The sequence below is a fragment of the Collinsella sp. TF05-9AC genome (assembly GCF_003438495.1).
Lineage (GTDB): Bacteria > Actinomycetota > Coriobacteriia > Coriobacteriales > Coriobacteriaceae > Collinsella.
Window position 1 is genome coordinate 82,855 of record NZ_QSSH01000001.1, and the last position, 18,516, is coordinate 101,370.

14 protein-coding genes are annotated in these 18,516 nt (G+C 59.3%); 13 read left to right on the plus strand and 1 reads right to left on the minus strand.

The features are described from left to right. Window positions 1-2: 2 nt before the first annotated feature. The 10 genes from DXC52_RS00335 (at window position 3) to gatB (ending at window position 12,854) form a co-directional block, all read left to right on the plus strand. On the plus strand, window positions 3-197 hold the full coding sequence (locus DXC52_RS00335) for a hypothetical protein (RefSeq protein ID WP_117583351.1): 195 nt from the start codon (window positions 3-5) through the stop codon (window positions 195-197). Window positions 198-420: 223 nt separating this feature from the next. Continuing rightward, entirely contained in the window at window positions 421-3,384 is a 2,964-nt protein-coding gene (locus DXC52_RS00340; RefSeq protein ID WP_117745696.1) for a hypothetical protein, read from the plus strand. Beyond that, window positions 3,377-5,041, plus strand: coding sequence for a SpaA isopeptide-forming pilin-related protein (locus DXC52_RS00345; RefSeq protein WP_158554558.1), 1,665 nt, complete (start codon window positions 3,377-3,379; stop codon window positions 5,039-5,041). The genes DXC52_RS00340 and DXC52_RS00345 overlap by 8 nt, the downstream gene beginning before the upstream one ends. 114 nt (window positions 5,042-5,155) lie before the next feature. Next, window positions 5,156-6,910: a SpaA isopeptide-forming pilin-related protein gene (locus tag DXC52_RS00350; protein ID WP_158554559.1), complete on the plus strand. Its 1,755-nt coding sequence runs from the start codon at window positions 5,156-5,158 to the stop codon at window positions 6,908-6,910. Between the two features lie 304 nt (window positions 6,911-7,214). Next, window positions 7,215-7,367, plus strand: a complete 153-nt coding sequence (locus DXC52_RS10040) for a hypothetical protein (protein WP_192919544.1) — start codon at window positions 7,215-7,217, stop codon at window positions 7,365-7,367. Between the two features lie 328 nt (window positions 7,368-7,695). Beyond that, window positions 7,696-7,848, plus strand: a complete 153-nt coding sequence (locus DXC52_RS10045; protein WP_199409394.1) for a hypothetical protein — start codon at window positions 7,696-7,698, stop codon at window positions 7,846-7,848. 282 nt (window positions 7,849-8,130) lie between these two features. After that, complete coding sequence (locus DXC52_RS00355) at window positions 8,131-9,048, plus strand: class C sortase (RefSeq protein WP_158554560.1); 918 nt, start codon at window positions 8,131-8,133, stop codon at window positions 9,046-9,048. Window positions 9,049-9,352: 304 nt separating this feature from the next. Next, window positions 9,353-9,664, plus strand: a complete 312-nt coding sequence (gene gatC, locus DXC52_RS00360) for an Asp-tRNA(Asn)/Glu-tRNA(Gln) amidotransferase subunit GatC (RefSeq protein ID WP_055287082.1) — start codon at window positions 9,353-9,355, stop codon at window positions 9,662-9,664. Then, window positions 9,664-11,178, plus strand: coding sequence for an Asp-tRNA(Asn)/Glu-tRNA(Gln) amidotransferase subunit GatA (gatA, locus tag DXC52_RS00365; RefSeq protein ID WP_117745700.1), 1,515 nt, complete (start codon window positions 9,664-9,666; stop codon window positions 11,176-11,178). The genes gatC and gatA overlap by 1 nt, the downstream gene beginning before the upstream one ends. After that, a complete protein-coding gene (gene gatB / locus DXC52_RS00370) occupies window positions 11,178-12,854 on the plus strand; it encodes an Asp-tRNA(Asn)/Glu-tRNA(Gln) amidotransferase subunit GatB (RefSeq protein WP_117745701.1) in 1,677 nt (558 codons plus the stop codon). Before gatA ends, gatB begins: the two co-directional genes overlap by 1 nt. Window positions 12,855-13,078: 224 nt before the next feature. Here the strand turns inward: gatB and DXC52_RS00375 are convergent, their stop codons facing one another. Next, window positions 13,079-14,083: a helix-turn-helix transcriptional regulator gene (locus DXC52_RS00375; RefSeq protein ID WP_117745702.1), complete on the minus strand. Its 1,005-nt coding sequence runs from the start codon at window positions 14,081-14,083 to the stop codon at window positions 13,079-13,081. A gap of 114 nt (window positions 14,084-14,197) precedes the next feature. Between DXC52_RS00375 and DXC52_RS00380 the strand changes: the two genes are divergently transcribed. From DXC52_RS00380 to DXC52_RS00390, 3 genes are all read left to right on the plus strand, one after another. Then, window positions 14,198-16,024 (plus strand): ABC transporter ATP-binding protein, encoded by a 1,827-nt coding sequence (locus DXC52_RS00380; RefSeq protein WP_117745703.1) that lies wholly within the window; start codon window positions 14,198-14,200, stop codon window positions 16,022-16,024. After that, window positions 16,025-17,782 (plus strand): ABC transporter ATP-binding protein, encoded by a 1,758-nt coding sequence (locus DXC52_RS00385; RefSeq protein ID WP_117745704.1) that lies wholly within the window; start codon window positions 16,025-16,027, stop codon window positions 17,780-17,782. 485 nt (window positions 17,783-18,267) lie between these two features. After that, window positions 18,268-18,513, plus strand: a complete 246-nt coding sequence (locus tag DXC52_RS00390) for a DUF6110 family protein (RefSeq protein ID WP_022094642.1) — start codon at window positions 18,268-18,270, stop codon at window positions 18,511-18,513. Window positions 18,514-18,516 lie beyond the last annotated feature (3 nt).

The following is an 18,516-nucleotide window of genomic DNA, read 5'->3' on the forward strand; positions in this document are numbered from 1 at the left end:
CGATGAAAGCAAATTCAGACAAATCTAAACAGAGTAATAAAGCGACGCGCCGTGTACTGGCAGGCGTCTTGTGCGGAGCCTCCGTTTTGAGCCTGGTACTGTCGCTCGTCATGCCTCCAATCTCGCAGGCCATTGCCAACGATGCCCAGACGGTTTCTACCGAAGAAACTGTGATGGGGGGGGGGTTCCTCAAGTGAGTCTACTGGTGTAGACAGCACCACTAACGGGGGTGCCGAAAAGCAGATTAGCGATGATGCCGAGAATGGCGCGAGCGAAGACGCCGCTGCCGCGGGACTGCCGTCCGACGACGCGGAGGCCAAGGGCGCCGCGCAGCCTTCCGATACACAGCCTTCTGATGATGAAACTAACGATGAAAACGCTATCGCTCCCGCTACCGTCAGTGCCGATGGCTATAACGAGGTGAAAGGTAATATTGCTGAGACGTTCACCAATGGCGGCAAGTTCCGACTGACGGATTTTGCCTATTCGGATAAGCAGATCACCATCACCAAAGACACTGCTATCGATCTTGCGGGACACATGCTCTACCGTGGTTCCGGCAACAAAGACTCCTTCTTTGTGGTCGAAAATGGAGCCACACTCACTATCGAGGATTTAGGTAAAACAAAAGACGAACAGACCCTGGTCGAAACGACGGCGGGTCATCTTGCGTCTATGGAATGGGAAACAGGAAACGGCTCAAATAGTGGCACTCCTAAGAGTCTTACTTACTTTGAGACCAAGAGCACGCCCAATCAAGATGGACTCGGCACAACCGAGACTACGATCAGGCATGTCGTTACGGGCTTTGGCGCTATTGATGCGGCATCGGACAGCGGTTCCGTAAAGCATGTGGTCACCGTTAAAGAGGGCGGCACGCTCGATCTCAAGGGCGGCATGATTACCACGGCCGCCAATCTGAGCGATGACGGCCATGTGATTTTTTCTGAGGGTAAAGTCAAAATCGAAGGCGGTTACGTCACCAATGGCAACGGCGGTGGCTGGGGCGGTGGCCTGTGCATAACGGGCGAGAAGGCGGGCGCGAATGCCAGTCTCGAAATGACAGGCGGCGTGGTCGCGGGAAACAAGTCGGGTTCTGGCGGCGGCATCTATGCTGACAAGGGAGCCACCCTGAAGCTTACGGGCGGAATTATCTCTGGCAACGCTACGTATGAAAACACTTGCAACAGCGGCGGCAGTCCCGAAAATGGTTATGGCGGCGGCGTCTTTACCAAAAATGCTTGCGTTAGTATCAGCGATTCGGCAAGCATTACTAACAATCGTGTCGATTCCAATATCTCTGAATCGTTTAACAATGGCCTGCTCGGTGGCGGTGGCATTGCATGTGTAAATGGTGGCAAGCTCAGTATAACGGGTGGCTCAGTTACTGCTAACTACTCCCATGAGGCTGCCGGCGGCGTTTACGCTGGTTTTTACAACCAGACCATCGAGTTTGAAATGACTGGCGGCACGATTGCCGGCAACGTGGCGGAGAACGCTGAGGGCGGCGGTTTGCGTATCGCTGGCGGTGACAACACTGGTACGATGGCAACAATTAGCGCTGGTGAGAACAGCAAGATTTACATTACGAACAACAAGACTATGACGGGTAAGGATCGCGGCGGCGACTGGGGCGGCGGTGGCGTCTTTATCCAGAAGGGCGGCAAGCTCAATATCGTAAAGACGTTGATTGCCGAAAATGAGGCTGGCGGCTGGGGCGGCGGCGTTGGCGCTTGCCCTACGGGCGAAACAATCGTTTCGCATTCCAACGGTGCCGCTATTTATAACAATAAAGATAATAATGGTGAACACTACTCTGCCGGCGGATATGGGAAGAACGAGGATAGTAACTCCGAGTACATTACCGAGCCCTTCAAAAAATCCGGCCATAAGGATTTCTTCCTGGTGCGTAAAAAAGATGGTGCGAACTCGACAATTGCAGTTGTGCTCGGCAAGATGCTCGGCGGCGACTCGGCTGGTTGGCAGGGCACTTGCGACGGCGAGAAGATCACCATTGAGCCAAATGGCGGCGCCGAGGCCAAGTACATGTTCGGTCTTGAGGCCCATCCGACTGCCGATGCCATGGGAAAGGCGCAGACAGCGGCTACGACCATTATCAGTGGCAACTATTCCTACACCCACGGTGGCGGCATCATGACCAACGGCGATCTTGTCGTTGGCGAGGTCAAGGATCTGAGTGTTTATCCGAGCATGAAGCTCAATGCCACCAAGGTGCTTAAAGATGAAAAGGGAATCTCGCAAGGCCTTAGCACGCACAATTACAGATTTAAGTTGCTGCGCCAGGATGGTGACATCGAGCCTTCTTGGAAAGATGACGACACATTTGATATGGGCGATTGCAGTGTTGCGGGCGAGGCGCCTGTTGATCAAACAAACGGCAATATCACCTTCGACTCTGGCAAGGACTATTCTTCGGGACAATACGTTTTCTATCTAGTTGAGGAACCCATCAGCGGCGAAAACGAATCGAATACCATATTCGACGAGACCATTTACAAGATCGTGGTAAAAGTTGAGGACAATCCATCCGACACTAAATATCTCATGTCGATTCCTATTAATTATTACAAGGTAAAAGAAATAACCGTTTCTAAAAAGACAGAGAAGGATCCCGACTTCAAACCACTTGGTTCCGGAAGCTATTCCGTTGACATCCCACAAGATAGCTCACAAGATAGCACGAAGACTACGGTTACTATCGGTAACAGTAAGAAACCGACCTTTACCAACAAAATCGTGTCTCCCGTCTCCTGGACTCCTAAGGCGACTAAGGTCGTTGAGGGTGGCGAGATGAAGGCGTTTACGCTTCAACTTGCGAAAGACAGCGAATTTAAAAACATCATCGGTACTGCCGTGACCTCTGGTCCTGAGAAGACGCAGACGCTTTCGTTCAAGGACAAAAGCAATGAAACGATTGAGCTCAAGTACTCGCTCTCTGATATCAGGAATAATCCCGACGACCCGGGCGGCTCCACGGGTGGCCCTTTCAAGACCTTTACGTACTATGTGCGCGAGAAAACCGACGGTTCGCAGTTCTCGCACTACACGTACGACCATTCGGTCTACAAGATTGCGGCCAAGGCAACTGTTCAGCCTGATAAGACGATTAAATGTGAAGTGACCTACAGGAAGGGAACCGTTAACTCCAAAGGTGAGTGGGAAAACGCCGATACCGATGACCACGACCTCACCGACACTTCCACCCCCACCTTCACCAACACCTACTCCACTTCTTTGCCCCTTTCTGGTATGTCGGGCGTCACTCTGACGTACCTTGCCGGCGCGGCGGTGCTTTGCGCTGCTGCGGCCTGGATGCACATTCGTCGCAAGGCGAATGCGAAGGGAGGTGAGCGTCGTGAATAAGAAAGTTTGCTCCTTCCCGATCTTGTTTGCGCTGCTTGCCCTCCTGATCGGCACCTGCGCGGTTGTGTTCCCCGCTTCCGCGCAGGCCGTGCCGACCTCGGCCGGTTCCATCACGGTGAGAGGCACCGTGGCGCGCAGCTACGACGCCTACCAGATCTTTAGCGCCAACGTCGTCGACGGCGACAGCGACGCCAAGATCGCCACCGACCTCGCCTGGGCAAGCGACGCCGTGCGCGACGCCGCGCTGCCTGTGCTGCACAGCGCCGGCATGCCCAATTCCCAGGCCACCGCACAGGAAGCTGCCGAGTGGCTCAACACCGATTCCCACCTTACGAGCGCGCTGAGCGCACAGCTCGCTCGTTCCCTCCAGAACTCTGGCGCCGTGTTCGAGGCCCTTAAAGCGGGCACGGCGGCCGAGCTGCCCTGCGGCTACTGGCTCATCGTTGCCGACGACGACGCCATCGCCCAGAACGAGGCCGGCACCGCGCCGATCATGGTTCTGGTCGGCGGCGGCGCTGTCACCGTCAAGCCCAAGGCGGCGACCCCCAAGGTGTCCAAGCACGTGCTGGAGGACGGCACCGCCGCATGGCAGAAGGCCGCCGACGCAACGGTCGGCGACGACCTGTACTGGCGCCTCTCGGCCACGGTCCCGGCGGGGCTTTCCGCCTACGATACCTACGCGGTGCAGCTCGTCGACACCATGAGCGCGGGGCTCGACCCCTCCAAGGTGGCCGAGAGCATGCGCGTGTACGTGGCGGCGGGCGCCGAGGGCGGCTTCGACGCCGTCCCGGCCGGCAAGGACGGGCGCGCCGGCACCGAGCCCGCCAAGGGCTGGACCGACATCACGGCTCAGTGCGTGGTCTCGGTCGAGGGGAGCTCCTTCACCGTGCGCACCGGCGACCTCATCGCCGCGCTCTGCGGGGCCGACGCCTTCACCGCGGGCGCCCGCGTGGTCGCCGTGTACAATGCGCCGCTCAACAGCGCATGCAACCACGGCATCGCGAAGGGCAACCCCAACGAGGTGTACCTGCGCTACCCGCGCTCTCCCTTTGCCGACCAGTCCGGCGATGCCGGCTTTACCCGCACGCCGAGCGACGACGCGTGCGCCTACACCTGGGATCTCGCGCTCACCAAGCGCGGCAGCGACGGCGACAAGCCGCTTGCCGGGGCGGTCCTGAGCATTACCGACGACCGCGGCCGCACACTGGCGGCCGATGGCGCGTGGGATGCGGAGGGCAAGGCCACCGTCACCACGGGCGACGACGGCCGCGTGACCGTCTCGTGCGTGGACTCGGGCAAGCTGGAGGTCCGCGAGCTCAAGGCACCCAAGGGCTACACCGCCTTTGAGGGCACGCGTTCCGTGACGGTCAAGGCCGAGGGTCTGGACGTCGACCAGGTGGCCGCCGCCAAGCCCAAGCTCGCCATCACGGCCGAGTCGCCCCTGCGCGCCGACAGCGCGGACGGGTCGACGGGCAGCCTGGAGGCGTCGCTCATCAACACGCCCACCGGCACACCCCCTAGCATTACCACCGGAGGCTTTATGCCCTCGACTGGCGATATGGCAATGTACGCCGCGGCCGCCGCAGCGGTCGCCGGAGCCGCGCTCATCGTGGTCGCGCTCCTGGTCAAGCGGGGAGGTGGCAGCCATAAAGAGTAGCTGGCAGCCCCACAGAGAGCGGGGCGAGACGTAGCGAAGCAGATGCTAAGACACAGACAGATGATGACCGATCGAATGGGAATCAAACGGAAAACGGAGGAAAAGAAGATGAGCATGAGCAAGAACATCGCACGCCTGGCAGTAACCGCCGGCCTCACAGCAGCGCTGAGCTTCGGCGGCGTGATGGCCCCGGTGACCATGGCGTTTGCGGCGGGCACGCCGACGGTGGCCACGGAGAAGGGTAAGGTGGCTATCACCGACGAAACATACACCGGCACGACATTCAAGGGCATTCAGATCTTCACCGCGAAGGTCACGCAGAATCAGAAGGGCGATGGGAGCTGGGATGGCTCGGCCGCTAAGACTCTTTCCGATATTCAGTGGGCTCCGGGTAATGTGAAAACCCTCGTTACGACTGCGCTCAAAGACGTTACTGGAGCACCTGAAGTAGATGCTGACGCCCAGACGTGGGCGGAGTTCATCAGCACGACTCAGGGCTCTAATTTTGGAGAGACTACGGCGGTTGATACTGGCACAACTCTTGACTTGATTGCCAAGGCCTTGGAAGGGGACGAGACCCTCACGTGGACAAAGCCAAGCGATTCCACCAAAGGTAGCTTTAAGGATCTTGATAATGGCTACTGGCTTTTCGTGACCGATACGCCCAGTACGACCAACGGTGCTAATGGCAATACTGATGCGTATACCTCGCCGATTTTCACCATCGTCGGTGGCTCTGACGTTAACGTGGCCCCCAAGAAGGACGTCCCCAACGTGACCAAGGCCGTAAAGGATGACAAGAACGGCAAGTTTGTTACGGACGATAGCAAGGATGTTTTTACCGCAGCCAACAAGGCTGCCGACTCCGCTGCTGAACAGCCTGTTGAATATCAGCTTGCCGGCACTGTGGCTAGCAACATTAACACGTATGTCAAGTACAGCTACACTTTCACTGACGAGCTCCCCTCCACGATGGTTCCAGAGCTTCAGGGTGGTAACCCAGTCGTTGAGGTCAAGATTGGCGATTCAGTCGTGGATCCCGCTTGCTACAGTGCGACCTATGTCCCGGGGGAAAGCACGAATACGCTCACTGTTTCCTTCGAGAACCTCAAAGAAGCAAAGGATAAGACTGGCAATCTCATCAACGTTGACGGTGGTTCGACAGTCTATGTGAACTATGAGGCAAAACTGGTTGCTGGCAAGATTAACGCGGATATGCTCGGCAAGGCCCAGGTGAACAATGTCAAGTTGACCTATTCCAACAACCCGCACACCAATGGCACCGGTACCACGGTTGACCATCCGGCCTACGACTACACCTATGGTATCGACGTTACCAAGGTTGGCAGCGATGATGATGAGGCCGGCAACCCCAAGACTCTCAAAGACGTCGAATTCACGCTGAAGGAGCAAGGCACCGGCAAATTTATCAAGGCCGACGGCACCACGACGTCAAATGAGAATGAAGCAATACTGACCACCACCTCCCAAGGCAAGATCAACGTTGTCGGCCTCGATGAGGGCACCTATATCCTCACGGAGGTTAAGCCTGCGCCTGGCTACAACAATTCCGCGGCAAACGGTGTGACCTTTACTATCAGCCGCACGCTCAATCAGGACGGTACGAATGTGACGCCCGACACGACGAGCGCCATTGTGGCAGGTCAAGATGTTGTTCAGGAGGGCTCCGCGAAAGCTGAAGTCGGCAAGCTCAGCTTCACCATCGTTGACAAGAAGGGCTCCAACCTCCCGCTGACCGGCCTTAACGGCGTGACCTTCACTTGGATCGCTGGTGGCGCGGTGCTGTGCATCGGCGTGGCGCACCTCATTCGCAGCCGTAAGCAGGCTGAGGAGTCCGAGAAGGAGTAACGCCCGCTCTCCCATCCCTTTGGCAGGTGGGATGTGATGGCCATGAGACTTGCGGACACTCTTCTCGTCCATCCACGTTCTTGCTTTGCCATTCTCTTTTCGGGGCAGACTCCAGTGCGGAGTCTGCCCCGTTTTTTTGGACAACGCAGCCAGGCTCCATTGCCCGATGGATCAAGCGTATGAATATCGAACAGATGTTTGCAATTATTGCGTTTACCAGCTGTGGGTGCATACGCTCGCAGTAAAATACCCTTGCGACGCATTCCGTGCGCGGGCGGCCGACGACTCGATCGGAGGTCCCCAAATGCTCAAATTCCTTAACGCGCTCGCCGCCCTCGCGGCGGTGGGCACGTTCGTCATCGCGTTTCTTGACTCGTATGAGGTTCGGTTTAAGGTCCGTAGGCGCACGCGCGGTGCGGACGGTAGAAGGCATTTGCGCCGCAACAAGCGCAAATAAGAATGCCCGGGGTTAGAGGCCCGGGCATTTAACAACACCGGAAACTGGTCGCCCGCGCTCCAAAGTACTTACGCGGGGTGCGTCGTTTCCTGTAGCTATTGTATCCCGAATCGCCCCGCCGATTCGGGTCATTTTGAAAACTCAAACACGTCGGGCAAACCCGGACAATGCGGCCAGGCTCCGCTGGACGAGGAATCGTGTTTGTAACTATCGAACAAATGTTTGTCAAAATCGCGTTTACCAGCTGTAAGTGCGAGTGCTCGCAGTAAAATATCCTTGCGACGCATCCCGTGCGCGGGCGGCCGACGACTCGATCGGAGGTCACCATATGCTGAAATTCCTTAACGCGCTCGCTGCCCTCGCGGCGGTGGGCTCGTTCGTCATCGCGTTTCTTGACTCGTATGAGGTTCGGTTTAAGGTCCGTAGGCGCACGCGCGGTGCGGACGGTAGAAGGCATTTGCGCCGCAACAAGCGCAAATAAGAATGCCCGGGGGTCGGATCCCGGGCATTTAACAAAACCAGAAAACTAGGCCGCCCGCGCTCTCGTACACTTACGCGGGGTGCGTCGTTTTCTATTGACATTGTATCCCGAATCGCCCAGCCGATTCGGGACATTTTGAAAACTCAAATGCTGGCTTATCCTCGACTGGACGGTGCAGTCTAGCTGCGTTGTCTGGCGCGGAAGCTCGCTAATCGGCTATTATTTGTTTAGACAACTTGAGTTGTAGAGGAGTGACCGGCGATGGTGCAGGGCGCCAAACATATGAAGAGCAATAACGCCGCGGACAACGGCGGCTCAAGCCCTCAGCCCAAACCTCAACCAAAGCCCAAGCGCCGCCGCAAGCGACTGCCGCGCTGGGTCGACCGGCTCATCACCATCGTCATCATCCTTATTGGCGTGGGCCTTATGACCTGGCCGTGGATCTTGGACCGGCTCGAGGCCTCGGGCGTGTTCAATCAGATCAGCACGGTGTCCAGCACCGTGGACGCGCTGCCTGCCGAGGAGCGCGAGCGCATCCTGCTCCAGGCACGCTCCTTTAACGAGCAGCTGGCGGGCGAGGCCACCGAGCTCCCCGCCGACCAGATCGAGCCCTACGCCCAGCAGCTCATCTTTGACCGCGACCCCATGATGAGCTGGGTCGAGATCCCCTCCATCGACGTGAGCATGCCCATCTACCACGGCACGAGCGAGGAAGTCCTTATGGCGGGCGTCGGCCACTTGGAGGGCACAAGCCTGCCGGTGGGCGGCACCTCGACGCATTGCGTGCTCACCGCGCACTCGGGCATGCGCAACCTGAGCATGTTCGACGACATCCACTCGCTGGAGCCCGGCGACCTGGTGCTGCTGCACACCATGAACAAGACGCTCGCCTATAAGATGGTGGACTCCGAGGTCGTGCTGCCCGAGGAGATGGAGTCACTGACCATCGAGCCCGGCGCCGACAAGGTGACGCTCGTCACCTGCACGCCCTACGGCGTGAACGACCATCGCCTGCTGGTGCATTGCGTACGCACCAAGTACAGCAAGAAGGAAGTCGACAAGCAAAAGTCGCTGGCCGGCCGCCACTGGGGCAAGCGCGAGTTTGCCGTGCTCATCGTGGTCGTAGCCATTGTGCTGTTGCTGCTGGACATCGTGATCCACGCGGTCCGCAAGCGTCGCAAGGCTAAGGTCTCGGCATAAGACATTCTCCAGAACCACCGCAATGGGGGCAGGCGCCTTTGTGGTGGGCGGGACTTCCAAACCATCACAACATTCGATGAAAATTGCGATTTTGGCGAAAAACGTCGAATGTTGTGATGCTTTTCGTTGTGGACGGGATGGTTTTCGCTACGGACGGCGCGGTTTCGCTGCAGAACTGCCAGCCCGCCGCCTGCCAGCCCGCCGCCCTCGTTACGTTTTCGCTGCATTTAGGTAAAGCACCTGCTCCAAGCGGCGTTGCCTTGTATACTAGAGCGGTTTAACTTTTATGCGGAAGGGAGCGCCTATGGCACTCAGCGAGAAAGACGTGCGCGGCATCGCCGAGTACGCAAAGATCGCACTGACCGATGACGAGCTCACCCAGATGACGTCCTACCTGAACGACGCCGTCCAGATGCTCGAGCCCGTCTTGCAATATGACTTGCCCGACGTGGAGCCCACGTTCCATCCCATCGGAAGCCTGTCCAACGTGATGGGTGATGACCTGCGCGAGCCCGAGCGCGACCTGCCGCTCGACGTCGCACTCGAAAACGCCGGCAGCGCGCGCGACCGCTACTTCCGCGTGCCGTCCATTTTGGGAGAGGGGGAGAGCGAGTAATGGCGCTAAGCTTCGATTCCCTTACCGCCGCCCAGATCGCCGCGGGCGTTGCCGCCGGCGACTTTACCGCTACCGAGGTGGCCAAGGCCTCTCTTGCCGCCATCGAGGCGCGCGAGGGCGGGGTCCAGGCATTCCTGCAGGTGGCGCCCGAGCTTGCGCTCGAGGCCGCCGCGCGCGTGGATGCCGACCGTGCCGCCGGCAAGCCGCTGCCCCCGCTCGCGGGCGTGCCGCTAGCTATCAAGGACAACATGAACCTCGTGGGCACACGCACCACCTGCGCTTCCCGCATGCTCGAGGACTACCAGAGCGTCTACACTGCCACCTGCGTCCAGCGCATGCTCGATGCCGGCTGCCTGCCCATGGGCAAGGCCAACATGGACGAGTTTGCCTTTGGCAGCTCTACCGAGAGCTCGGCGTTCCACCGCACCAACAACCCCTGGGATACCGAGCGCGTGCCCGGCGGCTCCTCGGGCGGCTCCGCTGCAGCCGTCGCCGCGGGCGAGGTCGCGCTCTCGCTGGGCTCGGACACCGGCGGCTCCATTCGCCAGCCGGCGTCGCTGTGCGGCGTGGTGGGCTTTAAACCCACGTATGGCGCCGTGAGCCGTTACGGTGTGGTTGCCTTTGGCTCGTCGCTCGACCAGGTGGGCCCCTTTGGCCGCACGGTCGAGGATGTCGCGCTGGCCATGAACGCGCTTACCGGCGCGGGCCACGATCCGTACGACTGCACCAGCCAGGATTGCGCCGTCGACTTTACCGAGCATCTCAACGACAGCATCGAGGGCAAGCGTGTGGGTATTATCCCCGCGTTTATGGAGGCCGAGGGCCTGACGCCCGAGGTCAAGGTCGCTGTTCAGCGCGCCGCCCAGGAGCTGCAGAACCAGGGCGCCGAGCTGGTCGAGGTCGACCTGCCGCACCTGGACGCCGCCATCGCCGCCTACTACGTCATCGGCCCGGCCGAGGCGTTCTCCAACCTGGCCCGCTTCGACGGCATTCGCTACGGCTATCAGGAGGAGGGCTGCGCCAACCTGTCCGACCAGAGCTCGCTCTCGCGTGCCCACGGCTTTGGCGCCGAGGCCAAGCGCCGTCAGATGCTCGGCGCCTACCTGCTGAGCTCGGGCGTGTACGACAAGTATTACTACGCTGCGCAAAAGGCCCGCACGCTCATCACGCAGGACTACGACGCCGCGTATGCCAAGGTGGACACCATCCTCATGCCCGCCTCGCCGCGCACGGCCTTTAAGTTTGGCGAGATCAGCGACCCCACGCAGATGTACCTTTCCGACCTGTACACCATCTCGCTCAACATTTGCGGCAACGGTGGCATCTCGGTGCCGCTGGGCCTGGGCGAGGATACTCAGCTGCCCGTTTCTGCCCAGCTGGTTGGTCCGGCCTTCAAGGACCGTCAGCTGCTCACATTTGCCCGCGCCCTGGAGCGCGGCTTTGCCGATGCCGCCACGGGTGCGCCCGCGCTTTCCGTCGCGCCCGATTTTGCTGGGAAGGGAGGCGAGCTGTAATGAAGGAGCTTTCCGAGGTCCTGCAGGATTGGGAGGCCGTGATCGGCCTGGAGATCCATACCGAGCTCACCGCACTCGATACCAAGATGTTCTGCAACTGCAGGCTCAGCCACGATGACGAGCCCAACGCCAACGTGTGCCCGGTGTGCCTGGGCCTGCCCGGTGCGCTGCCGGTGCCCAACAAGCGCGCCATCGAGAGCATCGTCAAGGCGGGTCTGGCCACCAACTGCGAGATCCAGCGCCACTCGATGTTCTACCGCAAGCACTACTTCTATCCCGATATGGCCAAGAACTTCCAGACCACGCAGGGTCCGGTCGCCTTTGCCATGTACGGTCACCTGGATCTGGACGTGACCGGTCGCGGTGCCGCCGAGCGTCCCGACTGCGCGTTTGGTGAGGCCGAGGCCCAGAGCCTGGCGAGCGCTTCGGCCAACGCCGAGGGCCTGTCCACGTCCATGACGTCGACCATGCGCGAGGGCAACCAGCGCGCCGGCCATCTGGCCAGCTATGACGCGTCCAACCTGCAGATGCCCGAGCGTCGCGAGGATGGTTCCTACACGGTGCCCATCCGCATCCTGCGCATCCACATGGAGGAGGACGCCGCCAAGATGGTCCACGTGGGCGGCGCCGAGGGCCGCATTACCGCCGCGGCCGAGTCGCTCGTCGACTACAACCGCTGTGGCACGCCTTTGATTGAGCTCGTGACTGAGCCCGACTTGCGTACGCCCGAGGAAGCGCGCCTGTTTATGGAAAAGCTCCGTCGCATCTTTGTAACGCTGGGCATTTCGGACTGCTCCATGGAGAAGGGCTCCATGCGCTGCGACGGCAACGTGTCACTGCGGCGCCGCGGCGAGACCAAGCTGGGCACCAAGACCGAGCTCAAGAACCTCAACTCGTTTAAGAGTCTGCATGATGGCCTTGCCTACGAGATCTGCCGTCAGGCTGAGGTGCTCGAGGAGGGCGGCATCATCTATCAGGAGACCCGCCACTGGGAGCCCAGCCGCAAGCGCACCGTGGTCATGCGCGTTAAGGAAACGGCCGACGACTACCGTTTGTTCCCCGACCCCGATCTGGCGCCGTTCGACCTGGACGACGAGTTCATCGACCGCTGCCGTGGCGAGATCCCCGAGCTGCCCGATGCCAAGCGCGTCCGTTTTGAGGCCGACTTTGGCATTAAGGCGGCCGATGCCGAGCAGATTGCCGGCGACCCCGAGTTTGCCGACTTCTTTGAGGCCGCTGCTGCCGGAATGGCCGGTAAGGAGGCCCAGACGGTCGCGAACCTGCTGGTGAACGAGATGATCGCCTATCTTAAGAGTGCGGGCGTCTCGCTGACAGAGTCCGGTATCGCGCCGGCTCAAGTGGCGGCTCTTGCCAAGCTGCTGGCGACCGATGCCATCAGCTCCAACCAGGCTCACGAGGTCTTTGAGGCTATGGCTCAGACCGGCGATGACCCCAACAAGATCGTCGACGAGCGTGGTATGCGTCAGGTGAGCGATGCCGGCGCGCTGCAGCCGATCGTGGACGAAGTGCTGGCAAACTGTGCCGATCAGGCGCAGCAGTATCGTGACGGCAACCAGAAGGTCATCGGCTTTTTGGTGGGCCAGTGCATGAAGGCGAGCCGCGGCAAGGGCAACCCGAAACTCTTCAACGAGTTGCTGAGAACGTCGCTCTCGTAGCTGCGAGGCCGGGGAAGCTCCGAGTCGCCGGGGTATTTCCTCCAAATTTCAAACAGTCCTATGCAAGACGAAGGCCACATTTAGTGGCCTTCTTTGCATGCGGAACTCATTTGGAGCAAACACCCCGGCGACTCGGAGCTTCCCCGGCCAGACGACTCGGCCGTTCGGGTCAGGTAGGCTGAATTGAATTTGGTGAATGAGGGCGCCGTTGGCGCCCTCATTCTTTATATATGTTGGGAACGCCAGGTGGTGGGGGTGGTGCCGGTGTATTGTTTGAAGGCTTGGGTGAAGGCGGCCTGCTGAGGGTAGCCTAGGCGCTCTGCTACCTGCGCTATCGTGAGCGCGCTATCGGCCAAAAGGTCCTGTGCTCGCTCCATACGGCGTCTGCGAATGTAGGCGCCCAGGGACTCGCCAGTTTGGGCCTTAAAGGTGGCGCATAGTTTGGAGCGGCTTGTGTAGAGCCTCTCGGCCACCTCGTTGATACCCACACGTCTGCCTTTGTCGAGCGCGCGCTCAATCATTGCCGTTGCTTCTTCGGCAATGGTTATGCTGACGCGTGTGCCTGCCGCCTGCCGCGCCTGCTTGTGGGCCGCGCACGAACAGGCGAGCTCCGCGACCATGATCTCCACGATGCCCTGCATATAGACGTGTCCGCCTACGGTGCGGGCGCGGTCCTCGTTAATCCGGCGCAGCGTGTGGCAGATGGCAGACGTCGCTTCCTCGTGCCATGGCTCGGCAAACGCCTCAAAGATTCCCACGAACTCGGTGGGATAGCGGTGTTCCAGTTCGTCAAAATATCCAGGCAAAAAGAGCACCGAGCGCGAGTGATAGAGCTGCCCCGCAAACAGCGGGCTTAATTCCTCGCCACAGCTATCTTGAATAAAGCTGCAAACGGCATTGTTTGGCCACGGTCCATGCAATGGTTTAAGGTTCGCGGGCGTTATGCCAGCCTCGGGCATGCATGCAAGTGTGGGCGCGCTGACCTCGCTCACGCAGGCGTATGGCTCGGGTGTGTATTCGGCCAGGTGCATATCGTGCGTCGGGGTTATGAAATGCTCCATGACGATGCAGGCGGGGGAGAGGGGCATGATCCATGCGCGTCCGTGTGCCCGATCGTTTGCCACCTCGCCGGTAAAGACAGCGCCCTTGCCGGAAAGCTCCAGGCCAAACTGCTCAAACTGTGGTGCGTAGAGCTCGGTTATGTCGGTTGCTGCCCGCTGTATTTGCAAAAGCGTCCCTTTCCTTTGCAGAAATGTCCACGCCTGGCTTGATTGTGAGCCATGGCTAACACATCAATGATAAGTTCATTACGGTTAACTCTCAAGCCGTTAGAAAGGAATCTCATGGCAAAGGAATCAAAAAGGGAAGGTGGAGGCATCGGCGAGTTGCTCGCGTATGCCGGTGACCGCAAATTCCTAACGTATTTGGGCATGGCGCTCTCGGCGCTCTCGCAGCTTCTGAGCTTTGGCCCGTACGCGTGCATTTGGCTTGTCGCGCGCGATCTGATCGCCGTGGCGCCCAACTGGAGCGAAGCCACTAACATCGCGATGTACGGTTGGTGGGCCGTGGGTTTTGCCCTGGCAAGCATCGTAGCTTATTTCGTCGGGCTCATGTGCACGCATCTGTCCGCGTTTCGCTGCGCGTCCAATATCCGTAAGGCTACGAGCGAGCACCTGCTTAAGTTGCCGCTCGGCTACTTCGACACGCATGCCACCGGCGAGCTGCGCCGCATTGTAGACGGGTGCGCCGCCTCCACCGAGACTTTGCTCGCACACATGCTGCCCGATATCGCAGGCGCCGTCGCCATGATCGTGGGCTTGCTCGTGCTGCTTTTCGCCCTCGATTGGCGCTTGGGCGCGGCATGCCTCATCTCGGTGGCCATTTCGTTTGGCGCCATGGCCACCATGATGGGCGGCAAAGGCGCCGAGTTCATGAAGGCCTACATGGGAGCGCTGGTCAAGATGAACAAGACCGGCACCGAATACGTACGAGGCATCCCCGTGGTCAAGGTGTTTCAGCAGACGGTCTACTCCTTTAAGGCCTTCCACGATGCGATCGCCGAATACGCCGACATGGCGCAAAACTATGCGGGCACGTTCTGCCGAGGTCCGCAGGTGCTCAACCTTACCGCGCTCAATGGCCTTGTGGCATTCCTGTTGCCCGTGGCGTTGCTGTTGGCGCCGGGCGAGACGGACTTCGCGCATTTTATGACCAACTTCACGTTTTACGCGATATTTTCGGCCGTGGTACCGACGGCCATGACCAAGCTCATGTTTGTGGGCGAGGCCTCTCAGGTGAGTGCCGATTCGCTGGCTCGCATCCGAAGCGTTATGGAGTCCGAACAGCTCCCGGTGCCCGTTCAGCCTAGGCGTCCTGTTGACAGCGACGTGCGATTTGAGGACGTGAGCTTTACGTACGAGGGTGCCGAAGCACCTGCCGTTAGCCATGTGAGTTTTAGCGTTCCCGCTGGCAGCACCCTCGCCCTGGTGGGTCCCTCGGGTGGCGGTAAGTCAACCTGCGCAAGCCTGATCCCGCGTTTTTGGGATGTTTCCTCGGGTCGAGTGCTCGTAGGCGGTGTGGACGTTCGCGATATGGATCCGCACGAGCTTATGGACCAGGTCGCCTTCGTGTTCCAGACCAACCAGCTGTTCCGGCAAACACTTGCCGATAACGTGCGCGCCTCCAAGCCTACGGCCACTGACGACGAAGTGCGTGCGGCCCTCTCCGCAGCTCAGTGCGACGACATTGTGGCCAAGCTCCCACAGGGTATCAATACCATGCTCGGCGCCGGCGGAGCATATCTTTCGGGCGGCGAGGTCCAGCGCGTGGCACTCGCCCGCGCGATCCTTAAAGACGCGCCTATCGTGGTGCTCGATGAGGCCACGGCGTTTGCCGATCCCGAGAACGAGGCGCTCATCCAGCGCGCCTTTAGCAAGCTGGCGGCGGGTCGCACGGTCATTATGATTGCGCACCGACTCTCGACTGTAGTGGGCGCAGACCAAATCGTGGTGCTCAACCGGGGCAGCGTGCAGGGGTCGGGCACCCATGCCGAGCTGCTGTCCCAAAATGGTCTGTATGCCAAGATGTGGGCCGAATACGAACAGGCTGCGAGCTGGAAAATCACTGCAGCGACCGCGGATGCCGCCGTCACGAAGGGAGGCGAGGCCTAAATGTTCGCCTCATTCCAAAAGAAGTATTTCCTATCCGATAAAGGCGTCGCCGGCGTAAAACGCGGCATTTTCTGGACCACGCTCACCAATCTCATTACCATGGCCGGCATGGGCTTTTTATTCCTGGTTATGGCCGGCTTTGTCGAGCATCTCGCCAGCGGGGCTGACCTGCCGGATGCCCTGCCGATCGTGGGCGGCCTCCTGGTCTTTTTCGTGTTGCTCTTTGCCTCTAACTGGCAGCAGTATTACTACACCTACTGCATCTTTTACGAGGAGTGCGGCAAGCAGCGTATGGAGATCGCCGAGCGCTTGCGCAAACTGCCGCTGTCGTTTTTCGGTCGTCGTGATCTGGCCGATTTAACCGAGACCATCATGGGCGACGTCCAGGCCATGGAGCACGCCTACAGCCACGTGCTGGGAGAGCTTTGGGGTGCCATCATCGCAAGCGCCATTGTGTTCGTGGCGTCGCTGTTCTTTTGCTGGCAGCTGGCGATTGCGGCGTTTTGGAGCGTTCCCGTGGCCTTTGCCGTGCTGTATCTAACACGCGGCCCCATGACTCCGGTGTTCGATCGCGTGCGCGCCGAGAAGGTCAAGGTTACCGAGGCTATTCAAGAGACGCTCGACTGCGTTCGCGAGATCCGCGCCACCAACCAGGAGGCCCATTATCTTGAGGGTCTCAACGGCGTGATCGATGCCGAGGAGCGTGAGACCACCAAGGGCGAGCTCGCTAACGGGCTTTTGGTCAACTCCGCCTTTGCCATCCTGCGCCTGGGGATTGCCACCACGTTGGTCACGGGCGCCGCGATGGTCGCCTCCGGGCAGGTCGACTTTTTGGTGATGTTTGCCTTCCTGCTTATGGTGAGCCGTATCTATGCACCTTTTGACCAGGCGTTAATGCTAATGTCCGAGCTGTTTGCCGCCGAGTCCTCTGCCAAGCGCATGCGTTCCATCATGGAAGAGCCTGTGGCGCGGGGCAGCGAGAAATTTGAGCCCGTGGGCCACGATGTGGTGTTCGATCACGTGGCATTTGGCTATGGTGCGGGCGAGGATGGCCGTGCCGGCGAGAAAGTTCTTACCGATGTGAGCTTTACCGCCAAGGAAGGCGAGGTCACGGCACTGGTCGGTCCTTCGGGTTCCGGTAAGTCTACGGTGAGCCGCCTGGCCGCGCGCTTTTGGGATGCCACCGCGGGCAAGGTTACCGTGGGTGGCGTGGATGTTGCGAGCGTTGATCCCGAGGTGCTGCTGCGTGATTATGCCATTGTGTTCCAAGACGTGCTGCTCTTTGACGATACGGTGATGGGAAACATCCGCCTCGGGCGTCGTGATGCCACCGATGAGGAAGTGCTTGCGGCTGCGCGTGCCGCCAACTGCGACGAGTTCGTGAACCGCATGCCGCAGGGCTACGACACCATGATCGGAGAGAACGGCTCCAAGCTGTCCGGCGGTGAGCGTCAACGCATCTCTATCGCCCGTGCGCTGCTCAAAGACGCGCCCATCGTCCTTTTGGACGAGGCCACGGCGAGCTTGGATGTGGAGAACGAGACCGTGGTACAGCAGGCACTCTCCCGTCTGCTTACAGGTAAGACGGTTATCGTTATTGCCCACCGTATGCGTACGGTGGAAAATGCCGACAAAATCGTTGTACTCAAGGATGGTGTGGTTGCCGAGCAGGGCACTCCGGCGCAGCTCAAGGCAGCAGGTGGAGAATTCGCCCGCATGGTTGCGCTGCAAAAGGAAGCGGCTGACTGGCAGCTGTAGGACTGTGGCAAAGGGACTGTCCCTAATGTGACAAAGGGACAGTCCCTTCGTCACATTATGGTGATGGTGGAAATCGAAGGTGAATACTTTTCCGCGAAGTGAACGACCTTATTTGGACCCCTGAAACATCGACACCTTTTGGGCTCTGTTTCCTGCGGTTTTGTCGAGTTTTTCCTGCGGTTTTGTTGCCAAAAAATGCGGATGCTTCAGGGGTCCGATTTTGCTCGTTCACTTCTCGGGAAAATATTAGACCTCGATTTGTTGGGTCGGGGGAGAGCCTTTCTTGGATGCCGGAGATATACGTTGCGGCAAGCGGATTGTCGAAAGTCGGTCGGTTTGTGCTCCAAGATTTCCAAAAAGTTAACCTTTGTTGAACTTAATAGTTAGATAAACTAAACTATTTTCCAAAAGTGTGCTCGAGCAAACTTGTTTACTCGGGTGCTAAGGCACCGTGCCGCAGTTGTTGCGGAAAAGGGAGAGACATCATGAAGAAGTCCACGTTTAACACCCTGCTTGTTGGTGGCGGTTTTCTGCTCGGCACGGCCGGCATCAAGCTGCTTACCAGCGCTCCGGTAAAGAATGCCTGCGTGCAGGGCATCGCGTGCGGTATGCGCGTCAAGAACTGCTATCAGGACATGGTCGAGCAGGCCAAGGCCAATGTCGACGACATGGTTGCCGAGGCTGCCTACATCACCCAGAGCGAGGCCGCTGCTGACGAGGCAGCCGAGTAACGC

Coding starts and splice junctions, on each gene's coding strand:
- DXC52_RS00335 (WP_117583351.1), top strand. CDS start 3: ATGAAAGCAAATTCAGACAAATCTAAACAGAGTAATAAAGCGACGCGC.
- DXC52_RS00350 (WP_158554559.1), top strand. CDS start 5,156: ATGAGCAAGAACATCGCACGCCTGGCAGTAACCGCCGGCCTCACAGCA.
- DXC52_RS10040 (WP_192919544.1), top strand. CDS start 7,215: ATGCTCAAATTCCTTAACGCGCTCGCCGCCCTCGCGGCGGTGGGCACG.
- DXC52_RS10045 (WP_199409394.1), top strand. CDS start 7,696: ATGCTGAAATTCCTTAACGCGCTCGCTGCCCTCGCGGCGGTGGGCTCG.
- DXC52_RS00355 (WP_158554560.1), top strand. CDS start 8,131: ATGAAGAGCAATAACGCCGCGGACAACGGCGGCTCAAGCCCTCAGCCC.
- gatC (WP_055287082.1), top strand. CDS start 9,353: ATGGCACTCAGCGAGAAAGACGTGCGCGGCATCGCCGAGTACGCAAAG.
- gatA (WP_117745700.1), top strand. CDS start 9,664: ATGGCGCTAAGCTTCGATTCCCTTACCGCCGCCCAGATCGCCGCGGGC.
- gatB (WP_117745701.1), top strand. CDS start 11,178: ATGAAGGAGCTTTCCGAGGTCCTGCAGGATTGGGAGGCCGTGATCGGC.
- DXC52_RS00380 (WP_117745703.1), top strand. CDS start 14,198: ATGGCAAAGGAATCAAAAAGGGAAGGTGGAGGCATCGGCGAGTTGCTC.
- DXC52_RS00385 (WP_117745704.1), top strand. CDS start 16,025: ATGTTCGCCTCATTCCAAAAGAAGTATTTCCTATCCGATAAAGGCGTC.
- DXC52_RS00390 (WP_022094642.1), top strand. CDS start 18,268: ATGAAGAAGTCCACGTTTAACACCCTGCTTGTTGGTGGCGGTTTTCTG.